Consider the following 25,561-nt stretch of genomic DNA (forward strand, 5'->3'; position numbering starts at 1 on the left):
AACCTTTTTATTTTCCACAGATATGTTTCTTTTAACTGCATTTACCTGGCTTTCAACCCGTTCAGGATTCGATTGCAGCGACTTCTCTATATAGGCCACCTCTTCATCTGTTAATCCACTTCCATCGATCTGCGGCGAAATTTCCTGCACAGGGTCGAGATGATCTATGAAATGATATCCGCCTGGGGAAACAAATACATTTGCATTTGATAATCGATATTTGGGCGAACCGCTTGTGGCGTGCTTTAACTCGTCAATATTTTCCATCTAATCAACCTTTGAATTTTTCTGTATGCAACTCTGGAGTCGGACAGCTCACTGCCCTGTGGGTGCTGTCCGTGTTAAAAGTGTCTCTTCGTATTACAAATGCCTCAAATAAGCATCCGGGTCGTTCAAAAATGCTTTTGTAAATGTGACATGCTCCAATTCATCATAATTGACATTGCTGATTTTGCCGTTCTCGAAGCTCAATATCTGCGCTTCTGGAAAAGCCATAATAATGGGTGAGTGAGTGGCGATAATAAACTGAGAATCTTCCGCCACCATTTGTTTGAGTGCGGCCAAAAATACCAGTTGGCGGATCGGCGAGAGCGGCGCTTCGGGTTCGTCCAACAAATATAAGCCGTTTGGTACAAAGCGTGATTGGAACAAAGCCAAAAAACCTTCGCCGTGCGAGTGCGTATCCAGGCCGTCTTGATAGCGGCGTTGGAGCGCGTTGATTTCATTTGCGTGTGGCATCTTTGCCAGGTCTTTTGCGAATTTTGAACGCCCTACATATTCCTTGTCTACATTTCTCAAATCATTTTCAAGTTCCTGGCGCGTTTGCGCAATGAGTTTGGCATACCCAAAAAAATCTTCTGCGCGTAAAAAGAATCCTTTGTGTGTACGCTTTGTCCACGCGAGGCGTAGATATTGTGCCAGCTTGCGAACGTGTGTCAGCGAAGGGTCCGTTTTGACACTTTCACTGCCCACTGTGATCGAGCCGATGGCGCAGGCAATCGCTTCCATCAAGGTCGATTTGCCCGATCCATTTTCACCGACAAAAAAAGTTACAGGCGCATGAAACTCCATCTCCTCCAGCGCGCGGATAACGGGAACATTGAACGGAAAAATTTCTGCTTCACGGATTTCTTTTTTCTGAACCGAACGCAAATGGATCATTATTTGATTTTATCAAGGATGAGCGGAACGCTGTGCCTGTAATCGATATTTTCCTGTGAGACGTTCAACTTAAGGATTTTTGACTCAGGGATGGATTCCAGCCATTTATTGACATAACCCTCCAGCACCTCCGCATCTTCATTGGACACAATGTTGATTCTGTTTCGAGCAGCCAATCTTTGGCGGATGATGTGTGGGTCCGCTCGCAGGGCAACAAAAAGATCTGGGGGCGGGAGCAGGCTGCGGGTCAGGGCGTAGAGGCGGTAACACAGATCAAATTCCGCATCGTTGAGCAATCCACGTGTGTGAAAGAGGCGGGTGAATCCGTAGAAGTCCAGATCCAAACCGCCATCCATCAAGGCTGGCGTATCGCTGGTACGGAGTCCACGCTCCTGCTCGGCGCGGTAGAGCAGGTAATCCATTTGATTTGCAAGTGCATATTTTGCATCCTTTTTGAAGAGCGCCTGAAACGGTCTATTGTTATGCTCCTCGTAAGCAACCGCAAATTTCTCTTTTTGGCATAATGCGTGTACCAGGGTGGTTTTCCCCACACCGCTCGCTCCGACAATGACGATGAGTTTGTTCATAGTGTTATCCTATTGATTGCAGAATGCGGGCGCATCAAAGAAGTTGACGTTGGTGATGAACCAACCCTGATCTAAATTTTGAATGATAATGGTCTGCGGCAGAAGACGAGGGTCGACGGTTTGAACGAGTGCGCCATCTGAGCGGCGATAGATATTGGTGCTCCATACTTCGCAGGTGTCCACTTCGATCTGGCTGTTGTTGATAACGCGGATATCATCGATATAGCTTTTGTAAAAATCTATTTCAGAAATTTGAACAAGCCCCTGCTGGTTGAACGAAGAGATTTCAGCTTCAAGAATGGCGAAAATATCTCCGGCCATGATGGATGCGGCAATATCCGCATCACCCTGCCGATAGGCCTCGATCTGAAGTTGAATGGCTTCGGTGAGAAATTCGCTTACTTCTGTGTTTAATTCTGGCGGCACATCTGTGGCTTGGTCAGGGAAGAATGGATCGCTGCCCTGGGCTACTTCCTGTCCATCACTGACGCCGTCTTTGTCCATATCGGCGTCAAGTGGATTCATGCGGTAGTAGACTTCAACACCATCCCCAATTCCATCACCATCTGTATCTTTGTTTTTCGGGTCTGTGCCTGTTCGCAGAATTTCATCTTCATCAGAGATACCGTCTTTATCGCCATCTGTGTCTGCGCTTGGCGGAGGGGTTGCGCCTTGGGGTGGTGTTTCAGGAGATTCAGCAGGCTGTGCGGCCAGGCCATATAAAGATTGCACACCTGCAACATCATCCTGCCCAAGTGAACGATGCGGCCCGGAGTAGGATGGATACATAAGCGCATTGGGGTCGCTGCTGTGATCGAGGCCGAGGTTGTGTCCGATCTCATGCGCGGCGACGGTCAGCAAATCCACATTTTGGGTTTCGCTGTTTACCCATTTTTCAGCATCGTCAAAGTGCAGGAATACCTGCCTGTCACTGTATGGGTTGGGATAAGAAGCGTGTGCGAGGACATCGCCGGGCCCGTCGAAGGGATCTCCGTCACCGTGCTCGCCTTCGGCCCACCCGATGAGAATGTCTGCCTGAGCGGAGTCAGATACCTCGTTAAATGTGAGCGGGGTTTCATCTGCCCATAGCCTGAATGCCGCGCGGACAAGGTCACGCTCGGTATCGCCGCCGATTTTCCCCGTCCCATTAATGAAATAGAAATCGATGTTTGCCTTTCCCCATTGTGAGATGGCGCGGTATTTTAGAGCGGTCTGGTCTTCGTCACCGGCAGCGGGAAGGTTATCGTATCGATAAGTGGGTTCGACATCCGATGCTTGTGATGCATTTGCACATGCCAGGGAATTTGTTAGAAGTAAGAATAGAATACCAACCAGGTATCGGTAATAAATTGGGTGTTTCATGTATGATCCTCTTGTCCTTCTGCCAGTTTATTTTCAGAACGTGGAACAAAGGTACTACGGATGTAATGCAAGTAGAAATTCGTGCTTATTTTATATTACAATTAATGAATTGATTATAGTTAGTAATGGAGTGTGTTTTGAAAGAACCTATTGTATTAACATCGGACAGTCCAATATTAAACACCTTGAACTTCAAGCCGTTTCGCAGCATGGTGCAGCGCCGGGTTGAACCATTTTCACCGAATCCTTCTGAACCTCAAATGAAGTTGGTTGTCACTCCGTGGGGGGCAACGTTAACGGCGAAAAAAGGGGACCTGCTCGTTAGCGAGATGGATGCGCCCGAAGACGCATGGCCGATCAATCCGCAAATCTTTGATGAAAGCTATCTCATTATTGGACCGGGGTTGTGTGTCAAGCGCGCAATTACCCTGCTCGTTCCGATGACCGATGTAACCGGCGGAGATGAGGATCAATTGGTGGAGATTCACACCCTGGAAGGGGTGGATGTTGTGCGTGCGGGTGATTTCCTGCTGGCCAAAGGCGTGAAAGGGGAGATATGGCCTTACCCAAAGGAAAAAGCTGAAAAGATCATGAGACCCGTTGTGTGATCAACGGGTCTCATTTTTTGGAATTTACTTTTTCTTGGATGCCTTGTGAGGAGGGCTTTGCACTTTTTCAACCTCTACTTTTTCAGGCGCGGTAACCGACTCTTCGATCATGCGCTCGAGGGCATTATCAATAAAGTGATGGATGTATTTCGAGGTGTTGATGGTTTCGATCACACCACCTGTTTCGCGCATAAGGTCGATCATGTGGCGGGTAAGGTGTGCGTCACGATCTGTTGGTTTGCTGCCAATTCCGTTCCAAACCGCGATCAGCCGTACTTTTGAGATGCCGCGTTTTAGTGATGAATAAAGCGCCCAGCGGTTGTTGCGTTCATAAGGATCGTCACCATCTTTGGGTTCGCCAACGTTATCGATCTGGTACATCTCATCCACAAGTGGGTGGCTGCGAATTTTGTAGAAACGATCCACCCAATTATCACCGCCAATGGATACGAATTCACGGATGTATGCGGCTTCCGGCAGGGGTAGGTGCACTTCTACATGGATTCCTTTTTCAGCGCATACCTCGGCGAAAATGATCTCGCTCCCGGCGGAAAGCCCGGCTGTATAAGCTAGATCCTGCGGACCGGCATCAAATTTTTCCAATTTTTTGCGGATATCGTTGCGCAATTCCTGCTCCCTGGCTTCGGGGAAAGTCTTCTTTTCCTTGCCTGGGTAGTCGACCATGTAACCCGCAAAAAGGAAAACCTGTCCTTTTGAATTATTATTTCTCTTTTTGCTCCTGCCGCGGGACGCGTCTTTTCCGATATACCCTATTTCCTCTTCAAGAACGTTCATGGCGGCTGTTACATATTCTGTACGCATCCCAAGGGAGCTGAGTATCTCCAATTGAGTGAGGGAGGTTTGCAGGGAGAACAAATTCCTTCTGGAGGCTGTAAGGGCCTTTCGATAGGCGCGTACTACGTTGATCACATTATCATTGGTGAATACTTGAAGTTCTGCAAGCGAGATGAGGGTCCAGTAGTCTGCATTTTCATCATCCGCCTTGGTTTCCAATGAAAAGGTGAGTGTGCCTTTTAGCCTTGATAATTGGTGCCGAATTCTTGCAATGTCGGGGTCTGGGTCTTTTTTGTTGTCAAAACGATCCGCAAGGTGTAGGGCCATCATGGAAAGCGTGAGCGCATTTACACCAGGATAATAGTCGTTCAGGTTAACTCGGAAGGCTTTGAGATAGGTATCTATTGATTTGATAAGCCAGTGATACGAATCAAAGGCGGCTTTCATGCGTTTTGATTTATCCGCGATCTTGATCCATGAATTTGTCCACATCTCCTTGTAGATACGCCCCAGATAGGAGGTTGAGGGGACGTCATTGGGGAAATCACTCAGGATGCTTTCGATCTTTACAATGGCTTCATCCACACGCCCCATGCGGTTGAGATGAAAGGCCTCTTCGCGGCGGAAATTCAGGTTGCGGTTGTTTACTTCCAGGCCTTTGCGATATTGCGCCAGGGCAAGTTCATTGCGTTCCATGTTAGCCAGGGCTCTTCCCGCCTCGCCAATGGCCTCTTCCTTGATGAGCGGGTTGCGGATCTCTTCCGTGAGAAGCAAAATATCGCCGATCCGTTTTTGGCGCTGGGCCACTGTAACTTTTTGTTTCCACTCGTTATGTTCACGCCAGAAGCCAGTTGCCAGCGGTGTGCGAAGTGACTTTCGCTCCGGTTCTTCAAGCCCGGAGAGCAGGTTGAAAATAGGGCTATGGATCGCGTCACGGTCGGAGGCCCATGTGTCCCTTGCCATGCGTGCTATCGCTTGAATGTCAGTTCTAATATATTCAGGGTCCGGTACGCCTTCGGGGGTAATGTGATAGGGAAGAGTTCGAACATTGAAAATATCGAAGGGCATGTAGGCGCGCCCAGCTTGTATGTGCATCACACCGCGTTTACGAAGCGCATGGCGAATGCCCACTTCGTAAAAAGCGTTTGCATTGTCGATGCTCAAATCGCATAGGACGAGGTCTGCCAATAGAAGCTCTTGGAACATATCGGTGAGGATGTCACCAGATGCGGTCTCTTCATCTGCGCGGAAGGGTTCAAAGCCAGCTTCTTCAAGCGCGGGCTTGATTAGCAGTTTATAGATGGCGTTGAAATCATACGGCGATCCGTCGCCACCTTTCTTTTTGCCGAATGGCATCACTACAAAGGCATGTGGACGAATTTCCGGGCGCGTCGATTTCTCGCTGACATCTGGTTCTGCCACTTGAACATGATTCGCCTCTGGGACAGCGACTGTCGTTGTCATAACGGCAGGTGACGTTGTTCCAGTGGGCGCCGCTGTTGTGACAACCGGGGCTGTTGTGGTGGGGGTTGTGGTCACAGTGGCGGGAGAAGCGGCTGGAACAAGAGCGGGTGTCGGGACGGCTGAAGCGGCTTGTTTCTCATCCTTGGAGAACAGGTTGGAAATTGGATTTGTCATGATAACTATCCTTTGGCGTCTTGCGATTTCGGATACCGCGCGAGCAGGCTATTAAGCAGAGCTGGAGGGGTATCCCTGCCAACCTCCACACCAGCAAATTCCTCTGCGATATTTTCCAACGCAGATTTCATGCTTGTGAATTTTGCCTGCAAGTCTTTTTGCATGGCAGCCAGTTCTGCCTGCACCAGATCGGATGATGCCTCTTCTGCAAGAGTGCGCAGAGCGGTCTCATAGGTTTCGGCCAGAGTTTCTTCTGCCTCGGCCATGACTTCACGCGTGAAGGTCACCACCGATTCTTCAATATCCGATTTGAGCTTGCGGTCTGCATCGCGGGCTTCGCTGATGACGCGATTAACCAAACCAGCTTCCTCACTCAGATCGGATTCCTTCAAAGCTTCCTGCATGGCTTTAATGTATTCAACATTTTGTGCCCACAAAATGTCCTCTGTGGATTGCACTACTTTGTAAAATTCAGACTGCGTTTGTTCTTCACCTTCCAGATTTTTCCAATGATCGAACAGGATGCTCAACTCCATGATGACCTTGCTGTAATTGCGGACAACGGAATCAAGATTGCGCAATTCCTGCCAGCCGATAAATACGGCAACAAAGGATGCTGCCAGCGCAGCCCAGAGCGGCAAAACAGCAGCAAGTACTGCGCCTGCTCCGCCTGCCAGAAGGATGAACCATTGCAAGCGTGTTCGTTCTGTCTGTCTTCTATTAACTCTATCTACATGCCAGCCAAGCTGAGCCTCGAGGCGATAGCGGAAATATTCATCGCCGGTCAAGTCATGGAAGCCCGGGTCACTGTATGGGTCATTCGGGGAATAATTTGGCGGAAGCGGCCCTTCATATGGCTCTATGGTTAACTCACCATTCATGCCGCGATAGACCGAGCGTTGAATTTCGGCCAGGCGCTTTTCAAGCCACTGACGGCGATTCGGTTCATTGGCAAGGATGGTACGGTAGGTGTAAATTTCCTTGAGAATTTCCTCGGCGCCGGCACGGGTTACCAGCCAATCACCATTGGAAAAAAACTTATTGGTAAACGAGGCAAGAATGGAACCAATGATGGGAGCCAGGATCAGCAATACTCGGATTGTTACTCCCAGGATTGCGTAAATACCTGGCATGGATGGGTCTGCAGGAAAAGGAAAATAGGTGGAAGTGATGGCCAATAATGTAGCCAGAACACCCAGTATGGCGATCCAGCGGCGCATACGCATGTGAGCCTTGGTCCTCTTTTTGGATACCGCATCCAATTGCGCAAAGCGAATCCATGCGATCTCCAAAATGGGAGTTACTTGTTGTTGAGTTTGTGGTTCCATAAAAACTCCTCTTTCACTTGCTTAAGGTAGATTAGGACAAAGCGTGCGGTATTCCTCTTCGTTAAAGAAGAATGCCCATTCACTCGCTGTAAAGTTCCTGAACAACCTGGAACATGCCAGTTCGGTGATGTGTTCAGTATAAGTGAATTCCAATTGCGCAACATCCCAGACCTGAATTGTTTTTTGCGAGACCGTCACCAGTGTATTGTTGACAGGGGAAAATGAAACACCTGAAACTGACGTCTTATGCGGCAAACGGGCAATTTCTTCACCTGTCGTCAGATCCCAAAGGTAGGCGTAGCCGTTTGAGCTCCCGGATGCCAGGAGGTTCTCATCCGCGCTGAATTCAAGCGATGTAATACTGCCATCTTGCAGGAAAGTGTATACGGGCACGTCAGTTTGTTCGCCCTGGATGTTCCAAACGGAGATGCCTCCTGCAGAACTGGTAGTGGCGAGCCAGCGTCCATTTCCGCTGAAGTTGATGGATTTGATATTACCGAGTTGTTGGAGTGATGTCACTTCCTTGTCGTTGACCGTATCCCATATCACAATTTTATCGGTAAACCCTATAGCAACTGTGTCATCCAGCGGGTTGAATGAGATGGTGAAGGCGGTTTCATCGAATGGGATTTCCTTGAGCAGGTTCCCACTTTCAACCTCCCAAATATAAACACTCGAGCCGCCATCGTTGGTCGTCGCAAGACGCGTGCTATCTGCACTAAAGCTGAGCCCGCTGATATCTGAATTATGTTCAAGAATATGACGTGTTTGTGTTTCAAAATTGAAGAGCAGTGCGCGGCTCCCGTAGGTCTCTGAGATCGCCATCCACTTTGAGTCGGGGCTGACTTTTGTTTGAGCAGTGATGTTATTTAAAGTGAGGATTTTCTCTCCCTGGGTACCGTTGTGCAGCGAAGTGAGTTGGTCCGTGGGAATGCGCCAGATATTTTTGTCATCTGAATTGATAACGACCCACTCGCCTGTGCTGTTGAATTTTGCCTTGTGTACAATTTCAGGAAATTCCAGGTAACCGACGCGGGAATGTAAGTTTGAAATATCCCAAATACTAATTTGGCCGTTGCTGTCGCCGACAATTACGCGCTCACCGTCTGGTGAAAACGCAATCGCGGTTCCAGGTGCATTGAGCGGAATCTCGCGCAATAAAGTTCCCAGGGCTGCATCCCAGATACGCGCTGTACCGTCATAGCTGGTGGTGAGAATCCATTGACCGTTCGGGCTGACCTCAACCCGCAGAACATAGCCTGAGTGTGCCATTCGGAGTCTCTCAAGCCCAGTGGCCGTATCCCACACGCGGACGAGGTTGTCATCGGCAGCGGTTACAAACCAGGAGCCGTCCGGTCCGAAAGCAACATCTTCCACCCAATCGTTGTGGCTCAGAACATGCCTGGTTGCGCCTGTATCTGTTCTGGCAACCCGCGCTGTGCTGTCGGCTCCCACCGAAACCAGCAGGTCATTCTTTGGGCTGAAATCCAGCGCATACACTTCAGATTTATGTTTTGGCCCGGAATAGGAAAGCCCGGACATCACCCGCCAGATGGTATCCAAGCCGTCGCTTCTGCCCATGGCAAGCAATTCGCTGGAGGGACTAAAGGCCAGAGTATAGATCGCATAATTGCCGAGGTCGAAGCTGAGTTCATTTCGAGTGGTAAGCAGGTTGATCAGTGACATCACGCCATCATCGCGCCCGACGGCCAGCCATTTATTATTTGGGCTGACTTCGATATCCCAGATGTTTGCTTCGTAATCATAGGATTGGATCACAGATCCATCCTCTGCATTCCAGATATTTACAATACCATCTGCGCCAGCCGTGATGAGCAGGTTATGTTCTGAAACAATAACCGCATCGTTGACCACATCGTTGTGTTGGACACAGAATTTTTGTACACCTTCCATGCTCCACACGCAGGCTGTATTATCGTCGCTGGCAGTGACAAAAGACTGCCCATCCGAACTTGGGTATATATTCCAAATCCTGCCAGTATGTTGTGCCTGCTTCAAAGGGATGGGCATGTTGGCGATATTATTACGCAGAATGTTCTCAGCATCATGGGTTGGCAGGCGCAGCCAGGAATCAAGCGCCAGTAATGTGCTTATATCCATCTCACCTGGACGTTCCTTATAGATGCTTGATTGCGCCGCACTCCGCTGGGCTTTTGCCTCATTTTCGTTGTTGCGCGCCAACTCCGCATTTTGTTCGGCAATCGCCTGTTGCGTAATGGCTGCCTGCTCATTCGCGAGGGCGATCTCCATATTTTTTCTGGCGAGTTGTGCATTATCTTCGGCGGTTCCCCATTGGATCAGGGCAAAAATCCCCAGGAAAATACTGATGACCATGCCAAAGCCGATCCCAATCGTCAAATTCCTTTGACGCTGCACGGCGATTTTTCGACTGATGCTGATGTACTCTGCCTGCAAGGGGACAACGTCTCTTCCCGCGGCGGCAGCTGATTCTGTCATCCAGCGTTCGCCCTCGCCCAGGTCGGTTCCCTGCAAAAGATAGCTGTTGTTGCGATTCTTTTGATGCCACTCTGTTGCACGCTGCAGAATGCGAGTGTGCTGCTGTACCCAGCCCAGGTCGGTTTGAATCGCTTCCACCAGCTTGGGAATGGTCGCCTTGAAATCATCCTTACGAGTGCGCAGGTATACCCAGTTGGTGGATGCCAGTTTGGCGTGCATCTTCTGCCTTTTTTCAGGCTCACGATACAAAACAGGAATGACCTTTTTATTGAGGCCGAGAGCCACTTCAAGCTCTTCTGCGCATACCTTGGACTTCAACGAGTCGGGGCTGATGATGAATACAAAGGCATCACCCGCCTGAATGGAAGTTGTGATCTCATGCATCCAATCTGAACTGAGAGGGATTCCCTCCCAATCCACCCAGGCGTCGATTCCCTCTGCATCGATGGCGGCATTCAATTTCTGCGCGAAAGGCTTATCCTTGCGCGAGTACGAGATGAAGATTTTTGTTTTGCGTGTTGCGTTGGTATCAGACATGTGAATTCATTTGCAGGCTAGCGGGAAACAAACCAGGCTGCAACATACCCCTCATGAGTGGCATCTTTTACTTTGATCCATTGATCGTTCTTGCCGATCTTTGCCTCGCCGCCCGCTTCCACAATAGTAAATTCGTAATTGAGTGATACACGTTTAATGAGGCTTGCGTCGCTCACAACAGGTTGGTTGCGCAGCGAGACTCCTTCAGCTGTGGCCCTTACTTTATTGGTTGTTCCAGTTGCAGGTGCTGCTGTTGTTGTCGTCTGGGCAGAGGTGCCGCCTGCATATTTTACATACCATGCGGCCACATAGCCTTCCTTCTTATTCATATCGCGGACCTTGATCCACTGGTTTTGAACACCCACCTTGGCAATTGCCTGGCTGGCAGGTTCAAGGCTGATCAATTGCTCTGTGACAGGAACACGACGGATCAGCGTCTCTGGAGAAACGATTGCTTTGGTGCGGAAAGCCAGTTCTTCTGTAGGATAAAGTGCCAGTGCACCGGTAGGAACGGGAGCAGGTGCACTGGCAGGTTTTGGAGCAGATGAAGGTGTAGGTGCTGAAGCAGCTTTAGGAGCAGCAGCCCCGCTTGAGGTCGAGGGTGAAGCGCCCTTTTTGTCAGAGACGAACCATGCGGCAACATATCCCTGATCGCCCTTAGGGTCTTGTACCTGAATCCATTGACCTTGCACACCCACCTTGGCTTTGGCCTGGGCCTTGGGTTCAAGGCATATTAATTCAGTGGACATCAACATGCGCTTCCACAAATAGCCGCCAACGGCTGGCTCTGCTCGCAAGGCAAGATCATCTTCGGCAGCATATAGAATGAATTTTTCTGCAGGTAATGGAACCTTGGTTACCTTGGGCGGTTCGGGCGGAGCGAAACTGTATGAGTCGAACCATAACACGCCGCTGATCTCGGTTTCAATTTTCGCACCGTTATATTTATAGCGAGTGGTTAATAGCACTTCTTTGTCGGGGCCGTCGCCGCCGTATTTATATGGATCATAAAGGGAATAATCACTTCCCTTTTTTTCTTTTACCAGAACAAAGTGCGTTTGAATTCCAGCCTGCTTGTTCCAATCCACTTGAAGGATCACAGGTTTGCCTTGTGCAACAGCGTTATCAATAATGGAAATGGGTGCCGGGGATGATTCGCAAGGCTGCATATCACGATAGGCACAATTGGGCCAAACATAAGGCAGTACACTGGGGATAAAAAACGCCCCTTGAAAACCGCCAGCTTTTTTCATCTTGTCGTTGACGGTGACTGGGGTCTCGCTGTAGCCGATCCCATTGAGCATCATGGTAACAGATGTGAGTAAACATCCCCAGCCGCCAATGGTTTCGCTGGAATGCCCAAGCGCTGTTGCTTTCCACGCTTCGTCGTTCTGGTAAAGGTTCTTGGTTACAAACATAATGCCTTACCTCCTGCTTTAATTATTTAAGGAATTTCCAAATAGTGTCAAGGATTTTACTCGATTTCGATTTGCAACGAACTTGCAACTTTTTAAGGTGGATGGGCGAACTGCTGCGCATCTGACCGCGCCTGAACCTGCTTGCCCTCCCTCAACTCATGCTTTCGCTGTTACCTGGTTGCTTCTTTCAGGCGCGCGCAAAGCACTCGCATGATGCCCAGGCTGACCTCTGGTCGTTCGCGCAAAAGTCCCTCAAACGACTTTTTATCAAGACAGAGGAAGTGAGATTCTTCAACGGCGATCAACGTGGCGCTGCGGGGTTCACCGCTAATGATAGACATCTCGCCAAGCACATCGCCTGCTCCGCGTCGAGCAAACTCTTTCTCAGGTTCATTGCCACTGCTGACCATCACTTTTACCTCGCCATGCACAATGACCAACATCTCTTCTCCTGCTTCGCCCTGCTCACAAATGATTTCATCGCTTTCCGCGTGGTGCTCAGTGAGCAGCGCCGCCACACGCTGTAGGTCTGAAGGGGAGAGGTCGGCTAACAGTGGAACACGGCTAAGAAATAAAACCCGCTCCATAATAGGAAGTGATGTACGTGTGTCCATAATTTCACCTTGTAATACAAAGTTGGCGCATTTGCGCAGCCATTCATCATCGTCCTGCAGGAGTTGAGTGATCGTCTCCTGCGCGTAGCCAATAAGTGTGATCTGCTGTTCCTGGGATTCCCAAATGCGAAGTAGAGGCTTGATCAAACCGGAATTGTGCACGGCCTCGAGGGCTTCCAATGCGTTGGCTTTTTGTGTTGGAGATTTGCTTTGTAAGTTGTCAATTGCAACTTGAATACTTTCGCGGTCATTTAGCAGGCCCAGGGCTCGCAGGGCTTGTATCCCAATTTTTTGAGAGTGATTCAGAGTGGATGCTCGCAGCAGGGCAATCCGCTCATTATTGTCTTCGTTTAATAAGTTGATGCCAAGATGATGATAGTGCAGAGCGGAATCAATTTTCTTCACGGCAAAGTTTTTGATCTGGCCCTCATAACCTTGAATGGGCAGGCGTTCAAGTGCGCTTAATGCCCCGTCAGAAAATGAGGGCGTATTGATCGCTTGAATCACATACGGTGTGGACTTCTCGCCGATACGTGCCAGCGCGAGTGCCACGCCTTCCCGTGCAGATGTATCTTCATCGTTGAGGCTGCCGACCAATGTTGGAATCGCGTCCTCTCCGCAGGATGCCAGGGCAAGTGCGGCGGCGCGACGAATGGGTGCAGCTTTGTCATCCAGTTGTTCCGCGATCAGTGCGTAGGCTTCCCTATCGCCCAATTCAGACATGGAATTCAAAGCATGGGCACGTTCATCAAGAGTTCCATCCACGCATCTCTGGCGGATCAACTCACGGGCTTGATGGTGTTCCTTTATCTTCAATAATCCCAATGCGGCTTCGATTTGCACATGTGTGTTTTGATCCTCTAATTTCGGTTCTAGCAAAATGCTCAAGCCTCGCGGGTAGGGAGATAAATGCCTCATTGTGAGAATAGCCTGTTGACAGACAGCAGGTTCGGGGTCGTTAAGAAGCGTGGAGACTTCGAGCATGGCTGGCGTGTAATGCCTCAATCCCTTCAATGCGGCGATGCGTACATCCAAGTCTTCATCTTGTAGAGTGGCGATAAGCGCATCGGGTGAATCCATTTCGCTGAGCATTTCCACCGCAACGCGCCGCACAATCGGGTTGGGATTTTTTATGTTGTCCAACACAACAGTTAATGATGTTGAATCATGAGTACTTGCCCGCCCCGAAAAAATTGTGGGGCGGCCTTCACGCAGGGAGCTTACCAAAGCGCCGCGATAAGCGGAGGCCGCACGCAGGATAATAAAACTTGTAGCCACCGCAGCGCTAAAGCCGACAATGTAAAGTTGCTGTGAAGTAAAGCTTTGCTCACCAACGATCAAAATGCCGCCAGCTAGAAACACTCCCGCCTGTTCAGGCACGCCATTAAGAAAGGCATTGACTTGATCACGTTTTTCGGGCGGCACTGCGCTGAACATGGTTTGGTAGGCTGCATCCGCTATACCTGAGAGCCAAAGCATTTGCATGAATCGGAATATGACGATAATGGAAAAAATATTAAGGAAGGTCAGCGCCCCGAAGCCCAGTAAATAAATAATAGGGAGCGCCAAGATCATGTTCATGATGCCGAAGCGTGCATACAGGCGATTTGCAAAAAAAATGGACGTGATGAATGCGGCGGCAGTGCTTAAGGCGTTGAACAAACCAAGGAATGCGGCGAGTTCATTTTCATTCGGGTATTGCGCGGTAGCCGATCTTGAAAACGGAAGCGCAATCGAAAAATATAAAACAGAAAAAAAGATGGCTGCCACAGACATCCAACGCAAGAGCGGTGAACCGCGCACATACTGCCAGCCCTTTTGCATTTCGTTGATGAATGAAGAGGAACGCCGCTTCACGCGCGACCCCTGAACGCGTTGCGGGCTTTGCTTTGAGTCGTCTGTGTTTAAGTTGTTTTTCCCGCCCATCAACATACGCGCCATCACAAATGCCATGCCCATGGACACAGCCCATACGAGTACCAGGTTTTGAGTCCCGATCAGGTTGACCAGCAGGCCCGTGCCAATCCCTCCCAATACAGACCCAAGAATACGTGCCGCATTGAATAGTGGAAACAATCTTTTCGCCTGCCGTGAATCACAGACTGCGCCTGCGGTGTTCCAGGCGATCATGCTGATGATGGTGTTAAGTGATTCCTTGCCAAGCCACAGGGCGGGATAAATAAATTTGGATTTACTAAATAACAATCCCCATGCAATGACGAGAAATATGGCTGCAACAAAAGGGATCAGCACATACATTCGCTCGCGTTTAACCCGCCCAAGCAAGCCCGTGATAACGAGCGTCGTAATTAAAGAAAGAATGCCCAACCCCATATAGAGATAAGGCAATAAGTTGGTGCCGTAGCGGGCGAAATACAGGGCCTCGATGCCAGTGCCGCCGAGGCTGTAGCCTGATGCGCTTAACAGCATAATGCCGATAAGCAGGGCGGCAGATTTTGTTTCTTCCCTGCGGATGTTAAGGAGGGATGTGAGTTTGTATACCACTAAAGGCTGGGTTCGTTCTCTTTTGCAAGCAATCTATCTATCGACTTAAACCACGTTTCATACGGATTCTCTTTTCTGAATTCCAACTTGACCATGAAGCGTGCCAGGAATACAGGTTTGGGCGCGAGCATTTTCATGCGCGTTTCCACTTTTGTGCGCCTGCCATTATCTATTGACTCAAAATTCATCATTTCAAGGAACTTTGCCATTCCATCGATGTTTTCAACAGTTGTATATTCGAAGGGACGCCAATCCAGGGTGGTTTCTTGTGAGACGCCCTTGCCATGAGCACAGTGATTCACGGAGCCTACCCCAGCGCGATTTCCTTTGCTGCGTGCAATCATGGTCCAGTGCCCCATATCGCCCATGGTTTTGTTGCGGTTTTGAATATCCATGATCCAGTCCCATACGGTTAAGACGGGTGCGTTGAATTCATGGATCGTGATTACATCTGCTTCTTCGCGCGGAATGATTACTCTTTGGGCGGAGATCAAGGCCTCATAACGCGGAATCAGGTCAAAGCTCCGCGTTTGAACCGTGCCAAGATGCTCGTAGGATTCATCCTGTGAATGAAGGTCTTCAAGCTGCAGATTGAGGCAGTCGATTGCGACTTGAGTGAAAAGCGCATATGCTTTCCACCCGGTACTTTCTGTGATGTGATTCTTCATCAAGCGGTGAACGAGATTGACATCTGAACCGACGAGTTCACGGATGCCCGAAATATTTTGAACGATGTAATCGCCGTGATGAATAAAGAACTTCAATTCCAGCGTATTCATACTCTGGCAGGCGCGACAGGTGCAGGTGGTGGCGCGCAATGATGAATCGCGCTTGCGGCGAAACGCAACGTATGTATTCTCAATTAACTCAAGCAGGGATTCGGTGCGGAGGACCTTTTCCTCATCTACGTTTGCGAAGACAGCGTCGCCTTCGAGTTTTGAAATGGTGAGGATGGTTTTAAATTTTTCAACAATGGTTTCAAGCAGGTCGGTGAGGATCTCGTCGGCGTGCTCTAATTCCACCTGCGCGAGGAAACTTGTGTAGCCACTAATATCCGCTAAAACGAGATAACCGTGTTTGGTCTCAGCCATTTTTTACCTGTAAGGAACTTATCGAAATAGTATAGCACGAGAGGGTGAAGGATAAGAAGAACAATCCATAGATTTATTTAACTCAAGTTGCCACCTTGATATAAAAAGAACGTATCATCCTCCCGAAGGGCCTGCGTTTATAGCGTCAGAGATGCTTCGGGGCGAAGAGCGCCCCTCAGCATGACACAACTGCGAAGCATCCTGTGGACGGCGGCGCAAGGAGCATCTGCGACTTATTTATTTGGGTACATAACCTACCGCCTATTATGAAAACAAATTTGCGTGATTTGAAAAAATTGTAGACGAATTGCTATGTTCCACAACAGACCCATGCCCCAGCCATCAACTCTTCGGGAATGCCCGAGTCGCTGGCGAATTGACGAGCTACGAATTTGCCGCCCTGCATCACATATTCGATATTCTTTCTGTCTGCGAGTGAGCGCAGATGATCCAGCGGATTCTTTTTCACGACGATTAAATCCGCGAGTTTGCCTGCCTCCAGCGTGCCGAGTTTTTTCTCCCAGCCCAATGCGCGGGCTGCATTCTTTGTGGAGGCGACGATACAATCCATTGCCGAGAGACCAGCCTGCGACATGTACTCAAGTTCCATGGCATTCTCACCGTGGAAGTTATAAGGAGTTGCTGCGTCAGTTCCCATCGCAATTGGCACGCCCATCTCGTGCGCGCAGCGGATGGATAGGAGCGCATCCTCTTGTGTCTCTTTGCTTTTTTCCATAATCCAGTCAGGGATGCCAGGTTTGTTTCCATAAATTACATCGAAGCCAGCCTTCAACGTTGGTACAAGGAAAATTTCTTGCTTCGCCATGCGTTCCATCACATGCGGATCTTTGTTCAGATACGTGCCATGTTCAATGGTCTTCGCGCCTGCTTCTACGGCATTGCGAATGCCATCGATTCCATGTGCGTGCGCGGCAACGATCTTCCCAACCTTGGCCGCTTCAACAACAGCAGCACGAATCTCTTCTATTTCAAATTGTGCTGCGCCAGGTTTTTCACCGGGTGCTAGCACTGCGCCTGTTGCCAGCATTTTGATCAGATCGGCGCCTGCTTTCAACTGCTCACGCGCCGCCTTGCGGACTTCATCCACGCCATCGGCTTCGCGATACATTCCGTCATACCATTCGCTGCCGGTGGATGTGATCGAAAGCAGCTTTCCCGCCAGAACCATTCGGGGCGTGGCAAACATACCTGCCTCCACTGCTTTTCGCAACGAAAACTCAAGGTGATGTCTGCCGCCCACATCGCGGATGGTGGTGATCCCCGCCGCCAACGTATTCTGCGCATGTTTCAACATGATGAGTGAAGTCCAGCCCAGCGGGCCGTTCATGGTGCTGTCTGGCAGGCATTCCGCAGCAATGTGGACGTGGCAATCGATCAATCCCGGCAGGATGAACTTGCCTTCCAGGTCGATCTCATTGATGGATTTGCCTTGCGCTTCCTTCCATGCCTCGGGCCTGCCAGCAAAAACTATCTTTTCATCTTCCACGACCAGCAGACCGCGCCCGATAGGCTTGTCTCCCGCCCCGTTGATGATAGTAGCATTTTTGAAATGAGTGATGGTCATTTTGATCTATTCTTTTTCACAGGAAATAATGGATTATCAGGACTCATATTTTCTCCATTTGTTTTGCGCGAGTATAGCATGTTGAATCAAAAAAGCGGCAAAACGCCGCATTGATTTCAGAGGTAAATTTATTTACTCGCCTTACACGCTCATTCGTGATTCCCTGAGCGATAGCGAAGGGTCTCTACGATAATCTCAGAGATTCTTCGCTATTGCTCAGAATGACACTGCGTAGGGTCACTTACTTCTGATATTGCTTGAGCCACCACTCGGCCCCCGGTAGACCGCTATCCCTCACTGCCTTCAACAACACATCAGTATCAAAATAAACACGGCGCATTTCAACATCGAATGAATTCCCTGATTGTTCGACGATCGCATACTCAGCCCAGGGTAAGAGACGGGGCGTGTTGCCAGGCGAGAAGGCGAACTCGAAGGCGTTGCCAACACTCCCAGGATTCAGGATCAATTTTTTTCCATACCGTCGATGCATTTGAATGTGCGAATGGCCGCCGATGAAAACGGAAGCATTCTGACCGGCGAAGTATTTATCCAAAAATTCTGTTGAAGTGGTGGATTGAATAATATCGGTAGGTGAAATCGGCGAGCCGTGGAACGCCAATAACTGAACGCCGTTTGGATACATAAACTCATATGTGTTTTTGAACGATCTGATAAATTCATAGTCATCAGTGGTGAGGCGTTCGCGGCACCAATATAAATCAGGCACCAGATGTTCGGTGATCTCAAATTTTGCTGATTGGGTTGGGTCAAGTATTGCTTCGTCATGATTCCCCTTGATATGAACACCATGAAAATTCCTTAAGGCATCCAGCACTTCCCTCGGCTGTGGGCCAAGCGTGACTGTATCTCCCAGACAAAAAACTTGATCGACATTTTCGTTTTTTATATCTGCGATCACAGCTTCCAGCGCTGTGAAATTACCATGAATATCAGAGATGAAGGCGATACGCATAAGATTCCCTTTTCCTGCACCATTGTACACGAGACCGATAAACAATTCAGGATTTTCGACTGAAATAGAACTTTTGGGTGATACCCTGTTTTGACTTGACTCTTCGCTTCTGTACCGCGCCCGAGCCTGTTCGCTGACCTATCGGGCTTGGCCGCTATGTAATTTTGTATCTATAAATGTTTTACCTGTTTCGACAGGCTCAACACACCGCCTTCAGGGTTTTTAGAAGCAGCGTCAGGCTGCACGCCTGACCTACGTTCAACTTTTGCAAGAGGACTGTTTAAGAAATGCTTATGATGCTTATCTCGTCGGCATTAATTTCTATTTCGATGGCGTCGCCGTATTTGATATTTGGAATTTCATAAGTGATGACTTCGATCAGCGATGGATTCTGGAAATGTGTTTTCTTCGTCTCCGGGTGCGGATAATAAACCCAGCCTGGATATTCGATGCCTTTGAAGTTCACTTTACACCGTGAGAAAGAAAAAGTTTCAGGCGGATGAAGATTCGTCCACTCGAGCAGTTCAAACGTAAATTCGGGATGGGTCATTTTGAATTCAAGCGGCGCAATGGATATATTCAAGGTGCCGTTGAAATATTCGTATAGGTCTAGCCCCAGCTTTTTGAAAATCGGCTTTTGTTTTTCGAGCGTACTATACGGATAATCGTTGGACGGGCGTGATGCCACTTGATGTCCGCGCATGAGGATACCTTGCAGGCGTTGGTTCATGGTGTGGGGAGTATATCAGGCGGAGTCGAATGCCCGTAGTTTGGCTGGCAGGTTTGGGCTGGGAACGAGGCGAAAGATTCTGTCGGAGGGGACTGGAAATTAATGGCTGATTTGTGCTAAAGTATAAATGCCCGGAGTTGTTTCGTCAGACCGGGCAGGAGCAAGGCTATGGAAGTTGAAATTGGAAGAGTGATGCATTACTACAGCCATATCAATGTAGCGGTGTTGTCATTGGAAGACAGTTTGAAACTAGGCGACAAGATCCACATCGTGGGGCATTCAACGGATTTTACCCAAAGGGTCTCCTCCATGGAGGTTGAACATCACAGCATCGTTTGGGTGAAGCCAGGTGACAATGTGGCGCTTAAGGTCAATCAGCCTGTCCATGTGCATGATGTCGTATTTCGGATCGTCGAAGAATCACTAGAGCCCGTCAGCTAAGCGACAATCATTAAATTTGTTGTTTGTAGAGCAGGTATTAAGATGAATGCCATGCTCTGGTTTTGCGTGCCAACAAGTGTTTCTCTTTTGTGCACAGAATTGGCGGACAACACGGAAAAGAATGGATTTTTAAAACCTCTTTCCGTAAAACTCCGCCCAATCCGTCTTGTTCGTGTACAAAAAGCTTTTAGAGGGCGTTTTATAAATCAGAATTCACCACAGACACCGTACTTGCGCTCGGTGCAAGTGTAAACACGGATGTACACCGATTTTTGATAAAAACTTGACCGAATCGCTTTTAAATCCAGTTTATCTGCGTTCATCTGTGGTTAAAAACGAATTTCAAAACACTCTCTTAAGAGCAGTTTCTTAAGCAGGGACTTGCAACATTCCATTGGCTGCCATCACTCCCATGGCAGACATGAGAATGATCAGGATGAATAGAATTCCGAATACCCAATTCAGCCATTTCTTTTCAGGGTGATTTACCCAATAAAACAAAATAGCAGATAACAGGAAAGCCTGTGGAACGATCTCGACATAACTTGTAATGGAGGTTGGGATGATGGTATAGATCATGCCTTCAATGGAGGCGGGTGCGGCGCCGAAAGTGGAGAGGATACCCAACGCAACGAGTACCCACCATAAAATCAGCCAGCCATTCTTTTTGCCAAAGAATACCTCGCGCAGTGGATAAAACGCCAGCGCGAAGATCAGCCCGCGGATGGGTTGGAGCATAGGGCCCGCTGCCACCCAGGGACTATCCGTTGGGCGCATGAAACATGCCAACGCACCAGTTGCAAATGTTTCTTTGTAATTTAAGAGGGTGTATGCCAGAATCCCCATCAGAAAATAGGTGAGGGTATGTACCACGCTGGTTTTGACGATGAGTCCCCACACGGTTATTTGATTTGAATTATTCATCTTGTTATCTCCTGGTTTCCACCCTAGCATACTTTTTGGAGACAGTACTATCAAGTGATATTTATCCTGCTGTTGTAAGATGGGCCCTCTTTCAGGGTTGGCGATTAGCCCACTATATTTTTCGAACCCTGAATATATAGATCAATGCACCAAGGATTGCGCCAATGGCGGCGGCTGTGCCAAACCCGGTAACAACGATGGTGTCATTTTCCACATCGCGGGTGGAGCCGTCGGCAAATTCGCAATGAAGTGAGACCACGCTGGTGGATACATCCTGGGCTGTCCCAGGCTTATCAACTGTGCCGCCGCTTTGATATCGAAATTCAGATTCGACTGCGGATGGACACAGAGCCAGCCGCGCCAGTTGATTGTTAAGGCTGGTGATCGAAGCGGAAATTGTAAAAGTGATGAAAAGAAAAATCCCCATGGTGACCAACAGGCCAGATATACTGAAGGATGATTTTCTGGGGGTGGCGTTGTTCATTGTGATGCATCCTTATTCTTTTTGAAGATGACCGCCTGCCTCTGCCTGATCAAGCACGGATAGAATTGTACGCACCAACTCTCGCGCAGCGGACTCACTCAATTCCACGGCCACTCGCGCGGAGGGGCCTTGTGCTTCGTTCACGAAGTCAATATTTAATGCATGTTCATAGGGAGCATTGAAGGGATGGTCGTAGGAAACATTTGCCTGTTGCAAAGTGAACCAACCTTCTTTGCCCTTGCCACTGCCATCGATTTTTACTTTTTCAACGATCATTGTGCACATGATGATGTCTCCATTTTGGGCGTGTCATCCTGAGTGTAGCGAAGGATCTCTGAAATAATCGCAGAGATCCTTCGCCAAAAAGCGGCTCAGCATGACATGGCGCAAGATTGTTTACACTAAATGTTTTTCAAGAAATGCAAAGACCTTGTTCCATCCGTCCACTGCCTGTTCCTGACGGTAGTTGGGGCGGTCATAGTAGAAGAAGCCATGTCCTGCCTTCGGGTAGCGGTGGAATTCATAGTTCTTTCCAAGTCTCTTGAGCGCTTCTTCATGTAAATTCACTTGTTCAGGAGTGGGGTTGGTATCATCATCGCCGAATAACCCCAGGATTGGGCAAAGCAAATCCCTCGTGTAGTCGAGAGGCGAGACGGGAGATTTTTTCGTGAGTTGATCGGGAGTCATCACAACGCGCCCACCCCAACAGTCTATGACTGCATCGAAGCCCGGAGCGCGACATGCAGCGAGATAGGCATGACGTCCGCCAGAGCAGGTGCCAAAGATTCCAACTTTCCCATTTACATACGGAAGCGCGCGGAGGTAATTCATTGCCCCTGCAAGATCACCGATGGCTTCTTCGTCTGATACGCCTCCATCCGCGCGGGCTTTTGCTGCAACATCTTCAGGTGTGCCATGCCCAAAACGGAAGAACAAATTGGGAGTCATGGTTACATATCCATGCTGGGCAAATTTGAAGGTCACTTCACGATACCATTGATCCCAGCCTGGCATGTGATGTGCCAACACTATCGCGTGAAAGGGCCCTTTCCCTAAAGGCCGCGCAAGATAGGCATTGATCAAATCTCTGTTTGCGCCCGTCATTGTGACAGTTTCAGCGAGCACGCCTTCATACATATCTGTTGTGTACATAAAGCTCCTTAAAGTTTAAACACCAAGCGCAACCACGAAGACCCCGATGGCAAGCAATAGACACAAAGGCGAATAATAGCGCGTGTCTAAATATGCAAAACGAGTCTCTCGAATTTCTTTGAAGAAACCTACCAGGTGGAAATCACCCACAGCCCGCAGGAGTAGACCTAACGAAAGCCCAAATGATATCCATTTGAAAATGAAAGCAGGGAATGGCGAAGTGATGATGCGTGATGTGCCGCCCACCAGGATGGCGCACAAGAACAGGGATATTGCAACAACAATTGTCGCGCCTGCGGATGGTGTAAATACCAGCCGACCATCCACTTCGGGAAGCGCCGCCAGCCAGCCTATCTTGCCGCCAAGTGCCCAGTAGACATGGATAAGCCCAAACAGTGAGAAAATGGTCATCAATATGATGGGTAAGAGTAACTTCAATTCGTTTACCTTCATCACCAATTTATGGGCCTGTGAGGCTTACCACCATAGTGTAAGGCTTATCGGAAACACCCGTGATGTCGACCAGTTCGATGGTGTGATCTCCAGCTGTAGTTAACACTCCGGTCCACGTGAGCGTTGTGTCCAATAGTTTAAGCTTGAGCCCCGCTGGGTCACTAATTGACATAGCCACTTGATTGGTCGGCGCTGTGAGGTTGACTGTTAAAGTCTGACCCACACTTGCGCCCAAAACATAGCGGACGGTTGCATTCACAGTGAGAGTGGCCGTAATGGTTGCAGACGTGCTCCCCGTGGGGAAAGTGATGCGAGTAGATTGTGTTGTAGACGTGGTGGCAGTTGGGGTCGGTGTGGGCGTGAGAGTCGGTGTAGGCGTGACAGTAGGGGTAAGCGTGGTTCCGCCGATGGGAGTGGAAGTGATACTGCCTGCAGAGTTGAGCGGTATTATGAGCACTTTCCCAACCGTCATTACATTTAGATTCGCCACTTGCAAGACAATGACATCGGCGTTGTAACGGCGTGCAATAGAGTCCCATGTATCCCCGCTTTGAACGGTATGATACCCAACACAGGGCGGGCCATAGATGACGCCATTGCTTCCAATATTGGGTATGGTCAATACGTCACCTGGCTCGATGATATGCGGATTAAGTATCTGTGGATTCGCCTTGCGCACGGCGTCATAATTTGCTGCATAACAACGCGCGATCTGGATCATCCATTCATCCACTACAACCTTATGCTGGATGCTGGAGCCGCGCGTCAGACCTGACGATGAAGATGCGAGTGTGATCGTCGACGTTACCGCCGCTGAGACGTTTGCCCCGCCTCCAGAGGCAGTTGCGCTATTCGTAACCGAACCAGTTGTCAGGTCGGCTTGAACGATGGCGTAAGTGCTGGTGCAGGTCAGTGTCTGTTGAGGGGCGAGCGTTGTGGCAGCGACTCCGCAATTAAATGGCGCGGCGAATTTATTATCCGTGATGGTGAATTGAACTGGCCCAATGGCGGCAGTCCCTGTGTTTTGGATCACATAGGTATATGTAATGATCTGGCCCACCTGGTTATAAGTTAGCGGACTGGCCGATTTGGTCAGCTTCAAAGCACTGACTGGCGGCGTGAAGTTGACCGTGGTGCTGACCTGGCTGGAACTGAATCCACCGACGCTGGCTGTGGCAAGATTTGTCACCTTGCCATTGGTGAGATCGGTTTGTGTGATGGCGTAACTTGAAGTGCAGACAATGCTTTCATTCGCATCAAGCGAAGCATCCAGATTTCCAACAGTATTAACTTCTGGACACTTGACGGTTGTCTTATCATCTACTAAAAGGACGGGCCCGGCCAGCGGCACGATCCCTACGTTAGTGACAATGTACCTGTATCTTATTTCCTGGCCCACCGTGTTGAATACCGTTTCGTCCGCATTCGGCGTCCTCACATCCAGTGTAACAAGCGGGGTGGTTATGGTGGCCGTGTTCGCGATTTCTGGAAGCAGTGACTCTGGTTCAGGGGTCGATAATAGATTGCATGATGCCAGGATCACGGCGACCAATGTTAGCAGACTGAAGAGTTTTGTTTTACCCATATCCGTCTTCCTTTCTTTTTCAAATATGTTGGGTTCAATGGAAAAGCGAATCGATGGGAAATATCGATGTCAAATTACGAATTATTCAAATTTCAGTATAGCATCTCCGTGTGCAAAATCAAACACCTGTTCTCTAAAAAAGCTTTATTTTTTAGGAACTGGTGCCTCAATTTTGTGCAAAATAGGCTGTATTTCGTTGTAGTGGGAGATTCTTGTGCACGGATTGGAGAGATGAGTCTGCCGAAAAAACTCTTTTTAACACGAAGGGCACGAAGGAACTCTTGTAGAACTCTCAGCGGCTTTAGTTTTGACCGTGTTGAAAAGCATGTGCCTCTGCCGTGACCTTGCTGCGGGTGAGCCAATAACGCAGCCAGAGCACGAAAAAGAAGAAGAAATCCACACTGGAGATGATGGCGATTTCCAAAAAGATGACCTTGTCCATTTGTTCAAGCCAATAGGAATAGCTGCTGAAGGTTGTATAGGAATAGAAAAGCAGAATCCCCAAGCTGACCAGAACCGCCAGTGGAGTTGATTCAAGAATCCGCACCGTGTTGGCTCGTTCGCGTTCCGAGGCCCCAAAGTTGAAATAGACAAAGATGCCGAAGAACATGCACAGGAAGTATCCCCAGATAAAGAAGGTATGTTGGATTTCTTTTGCACTTGTTAGTACCCATGCAACGACCGCATACAATGTCATCAATTTGCTAGCGATGACCACGATCACGGTCGAGAAAAAATGCGTAGACCAGGTAGGAGCCAGCATTTTCGGAAAGCGCGGAATGTAGCTGACAATTGCAAGGAACAACGAGCCGAGCACCATAATGACCATTAATGTATTGGTAAGGGTTTCGTTCATGTTAAAGGACTCCTGTGGACAGCCGCCATGAGACGCTCGCGCGCTGCGGCAAAACTGAGGCTGGCAAGAATATCCTCTTTTGTTAAATAGGGAAAATCATTCAGGATTTCCTGCTCAGACATACCCGAAGCAAGGTGTTCCAGCACATCATGGACCGTAATCCGCATTCCGCGAATGCACGGCCTGCCGCCGCGCTTTCCAGGTTCAATAGTGATAATGTCTTTGAATTGCATGGTTTACGCTCGTGGAAGAA

The 25,561-nt window shown here is 49.0% G+C and carries 23 protein-coding genes; 2 read left to right on the forward strand and 21 right to left on the reverse strand.

Annotated elements, in window-relative coordinates; all coding sequences use genetic code 11:
• From AC14M5_RS01840 to AC14M5_RS01855, 4 genes are all read right to left on the reverse strand, one after another.
• The coding region (locus AC14M5_RS01840; RefSeq protein ID WP_484027917.1) for a hypothetical protein at positions 1-267 on the reverse strand (267 nt) is incomplete at its 3' end.
• Between the two features lie 93 nt (positions 268-360).
• A complete protein-coding gene (locus AC14M5_RS01845; RefSeq protein ID WP_484027918.1) occupies positions 361-1,161 on the reverse strand; it encodes an AAA family ATPase in 801 nt (266 codons plus the stop codon).
• Positions 1,161-1,748 (reverse strand): deoxynucleoside kinase, encoded by a 588-nt coding sequence (locus AC14M5_RS01850; protein WP_484027919.1) that lies wholly within the window; start codon positions 1,746-1,748, stop codon positions 1,161-1,163. The genes AC14M5_RS01845 and AC14M5_RS01850 overlap by 1 nt, the downstream gene beginning before the upstream one ends.
• 9 nt (positions 1,749-1,757) lie before the next feature.
• Positions 1,758-3,110, reverse strand: a complete 1,353-nt coding sequence (locus AC14M5_RS01855) for a matrixin family metalloprotease (RefSeq protein WP_484027920.1) — start codon at positions 3,108-3,110, stop codon at positions 1,758-1,760.
• Positions 3,111-3,247: 137 nt separating this feature from the next.
• On the opposite strand from AC14M5_RS01855, the gene AC14M5_RS01860 reads away from it, so the two are divergent.
• The gene (locus AC14M5_RS01860; protein ID WP_484027921.1) at positions 3,248-3,718 is read left to right on the forward strand and encodes a hypothetical protein; all 471 of its coding nucleotides are present in this window, start codon (positions 3,248-3,250) and stop codon (positions 3,716-3,718) included.
• Positions 3,719-3,742: 24 nt separating this feature from the next.
• On the opposite strand, the gene AC14M5_RS01865 is transcribed toward AC14M5_RS01860, so the two are convergent.
• From AC14M5_RS01865 to AC14M5_RS01905, 9 genes are all read right to left on the reverse strand, one after another.
• The gene (locus AC14M5_RS01865) at positions 3,743-6,151 is read right to left on the reverse strand and encodes a TRAFs-binding domain-containing protein (protein ID WP_484027922.1); all 2,409 of its coding nucleotides are present in this window, start codon (positions 6,149-6,151) and stop codon (positions 3,743-3,745) included.
• Between the two features lie 5 nt (positions 6,152-6,156).
• Positions 6,157-7,479, reverse strand: a complete 1,323-nt coding sequence (locus AC14M5_RS01870; protein ID WP_484027923.1) for an SLATT domain-containing protein — start codon at positions 7,477-7,479, stop codon at positions 6,157-6,159.
• 21 nt (positions 7,480-7,500) lie between these two features.
• Entirely contained in the window at positions 7,501-10,494 is a 2,994-nt protein-coding gene (locus tag AC14M5_RS01875) for a TIR domain-containing protein (protein ID WP_484027924.1), read from the reverse strand.
• Between the two features lie 17 nt (positions 10,495-10,511).
• Positions 10,512-11,912, reverse strand: coding sequence for a C39 family peptidase (locus AC14M5_RS01880; protein ID WP_484027925.1), 1,401 nt, complete (start codon positions 11,910-11,912; stop codon positions 10,512-10,514).
• A 170-nt stretch (positions 11,913-12,082) separates the two neighbouring features.
• Positions 12,083-15,031, reverse strand: coding sequence for an MFS transporter (locus AC14M5_RS01885; RefSeq protein WP_484027926.1), 2,949 nt, complete (start codon positions 15,029-15,031; stop codon positions 12,083-12,085).
• Positions 15,031-16,122 (reverse strand): DUF2652 domain-containing protein, encoded by a 1,092-nt coding sequence (locus AC14M5_RS01890; RefSeq protein WP_484027927.1) that lies wholly within the window; start codon positions 16,120-16,122, stop codon positions 15,031-15,033. Before AC14M5_RS01890 ends, AC14M5_RS01885 begins: the two co-directional genes overlap by 1 nt.
• A gap of 310 nt (positions 16,123-16,432) precedes the next feature.
• A complete protein-coding gene (locus AC14M5_RS01895) occupies positions 16,433-17,707 on the reverse strand; it encodes a metal-dependent hydrolase family protein (RefSeq protein WP_484027928.1) in 1,275 nt (424 codons plus the stop codon).
• A 241-nt stretch (positions 17,708-17,948) separates the two neighbouring features.
• A complete protein-coding gene (locus tag AC14M5_RS01900; RefSeq protein ID WP_484027929.1) occupies positions 17,949-18,683 on the reverse strand; it encodes a metallophosphoesterase family protein in 735 nt (244 codons plus the stop codon).
• 280 nt (positions 18,684-18,963) lie between these two features.
• Entirely contained in the window at positions 18,964-19,413 is a 450-nt protein-coding gene (locus AC14M5_RS01905; protein ID WP_484027930.1) for a hypothetical protein, read from the reverse strand.
• Positions 19,414-19,581: 168 nt separating this feature from the next.
• Between AC14M5_RS01905 and AC14M5_RS01910 the strand changes: the two genes are divergently transcribed.
• Positions 19,582-19,854 (forward strand): hypothetical protein, encoded by a 273-nt coding sequence (locus AC14M5_RS01910; protein WP_484027931.1) that lies wholly within the window; start codon positions 19,582-19,584, stop codon positions 19,852-19,854.
• A gap of 369 nt (positions 19,855-20,223) precedes the next feature.
• On the opposite strand, the gene AC14M5_RS01915 is transcribed toward AC14M5_RS01910, so the two are convergent.
• The 8 genes from AC14M5_RS01915 to AC14M5_RS01950 form a co-directional block, all read right to left on the reverse strand.
• A complete protein-coding gene (locus AC14M5_RS01915; RefSeq protein ID WP_484027932.1) occupies positions 20,224-20,778 on the reverse strand; it encodes a hypothetical protein in 555 nt (184 codons plus the stop codon).
• Between the two features lie 112 nt (positions 20,779-20,890).
• The gene (locus tag AC14M5_RS01920) at positions 20,891-21,262 is read right to left on the reverse strand and encodes a hypothetical protein (protein WP_484027933.1); all 372 of its coding nucleotides are present in this window, start codon (positions 21,260-21,262) and stop codon (positions 20,891-20,893) included.
• 12 nt (positions 21,263-21,274) lie between these two features.
• Positions 21,275-21,547, reverse strand: a complete 273-nt coding sequence (locus tag AC14M5_RS01925) for a DUF6295 family protein (protein WP_484027934.1) — start codon at positions 21,545-21,547, stop codon at positions 21,275-21,277.
• A 111-nt stretch (positions 21,548-21,658) separates the two neighbouring features.
• On the reverse strand, positions 21,659-22,414 hold the full coding sequence (locus AC14M5_RS01930) for a dienelactone hydrolase family protein (protein WP_484027935.1): 756 nt from the start codon (positions 22,412-22,414) through the stop codon (positions 21,659-21,661).
• A gap of 15 nt (positions 22,415-22,429) precedes the next feature.
• Complete coding sequence (locus tag AC14M5_RS01935; protein ID WP_484027936.1) at positions 22,430-22,852, reverse strand: DUF3995 domain-containing protein; 423 nt, start codon at positions 22,850-22,852, stop codon at positions 22,430-22,432.
• A 22-nt stretch (positions 22,853-22,874) separates the two neighbouring features.
• A complete protein-coding gene (locus AC14M5_RS01940) occupies positions 22,875-24,452 on the reverse strand; it encodes a LysM peptidoglycan-binding domain-containing protein (RefSeq protein WP_484027937.1) in 1,578 nt (525 codons plus the stop codon).
• A gap of 301 nt (positions 24,453-24,753) precedes the next feature.
• Positions 24,754-25,308 carry a hypothetical protein gene (locus AC14M5_RS01945; RefSeq protein ID WP_484027938.1) on the reverse strand — a complete coding sequence of 185 codons (555 nt, stop codon included), beginning with the start codon at positions 25,306-25,308 and terminating at the stop codon, positions 24,754-24,756.
• Positions 25,305-25,541 carry a DUF433 domain-containing protein gene (locus AC14M5_RS01950; RefSeq protein WP_484027939.1) on the reverse strand — a complete coding sequence of 79 codons (237 nt, stop codon included), beginning with the start codon at positions 25,539-25,541 and terminating at the stop codon, positions 25,305-25,307. The genes AC14M5_RS01945 and AC14M5_RS01950 overlap by 4 nt, the downstream gene beginning before the upstream one ends.
• Between the last annotated feature and the right edge of the window lie 20 nt (positions 25,542-25,561).

It is taken from the genome of Candidatus Villigracilis sp. (assembly GCF_057083605.1).

Coding starts and splice junctions, on each gene's coding strand:
- AC14M5_RS01945 (WP_484027938.1), bottom strand. CDS start 25,308: ATGAACGAAACCCTTACCAATACATTAATGGTCATTATGGTGCTCGGC.
- AC14M5_RS01940 (WP_484027937.1), bottom strand. CDS start 24,452: ATGGGTAAAACAAAACTCTTCAGTCTGCTAACATTGGTCGCCGTGATC.
- AC14M5_RS01905 (WP_484027930.1), bottom strand. CDS start 19,413: ATGAACCAACGCCTGCAAGGTATCCTCATGCGCGGACATCAAGTGGCA.
- AC14M5_RS01890 (WP_484027927.1), bottom strand. CDS start 16,122: ATGGCTGAGACCAAACACGGTTATCTCGTTTTAGCGGATATTAGTGGC.
- AC14M5_RS01900 (WP_484027929.1), bottom strand. CDS start 18,683: ATGCGTATCGCCTTCATCTCTGATATTCATGGTAATTTCACAGCGCTG.
- AC14M5_RS01895 (WP_484027928.1), bottom strand. CDS start 17,707: ATGACCATCACTCATTTCAAAAATGCTACTATCATCAACGGGGCGGGA.
- AC14M5_RS01855 (WP_484027920.1), bottom strand. CDS start 3,110: ATGAAACACCCAATTTATTACCGATACCTGGTTGGTATTCTATTCTTA.
- AC14M5_RS01915 (WP_484027932.1), bottom strand. CDS start 20,778: ATGAATAATTCAAATCAAATAACCGTGTGGGGACTCATCGTCAAAACC.
- AC14M5_RS01865 (WP_484027922.1), bottom strand. CDS start 6,151: ATGACAAATCCAATTTCCAACCTGTTCTCCAAGGATGAGAAACAAGCC.
- AC14M5_RS01875 (WP_484027924.1), bottom strand. CDS start 10,494: ATGTCTGATACCAACGCAACACGCAAAACAAAAATCTTCATCTCGTAC.
- AC14M5_RS01870 (WP_484027923.1), bottom strand. CDS start 7,479: ATGGAACCACAAACTCAACAACAAGTAACTCCCATTTTGGAGATCGCA.
- AC14M5_RS01925 (WP_484027934.1), bottom strand. CDS start 21,547: ATGTGCACAATGATCGTTGAAAAAGTAAAAATCGATGGCAGTGGCAAG.
- AC14M5_RS01930 (WP_484027935.1), bottom strand. CDS start 22,414: ATGTACACAACAGATATGTATGAAGGCGTGCTCGCTGAAACTGTCACA.
- AC14M5_RS01845 (WP_484027918.1), bottom strand. CDS start 1,161: ATGATCCATTTGCGTTCGGTTCAGAAAAAAGAAATCCGTGAAGCAGAA.
- AC14M5_RS01920 (WP_484027933.1), bottom strand. CDS start 21,262: ATGAACAACGCCACCCCCAGAAAATCATCCTTCAGTATATCTGGCCTG.
- AC14M5_RS01950 (WP_484027939.1), bottom strand. CDS start 25,541: ATGCAATTCAAAGACATTATCACTATTGAACCTGGAAAGCGCGGCGGC.
- AC14M5_RS01850 (WP_484027919.1), bottom strand. CDS start 1,748: ATGAACAAACTCATCGTCATTGTCGGAGCGAGCGGTGTGGGGAAAACC.
- AC14M5_RS01910 (WP_484027931.1), top strand. CDS start 19,582: ATGGAAGTTGAAATTGGAAGAGTGATGCATTACTACAGCCATATCAAT.
- AC14M5_RS01880 (WP_484027925.1), bottom strand. CDS start 11,912: ATGTTTGTAACCAAGAACCTTTACCAGAACGACGAAGCGTGGAAAGCA.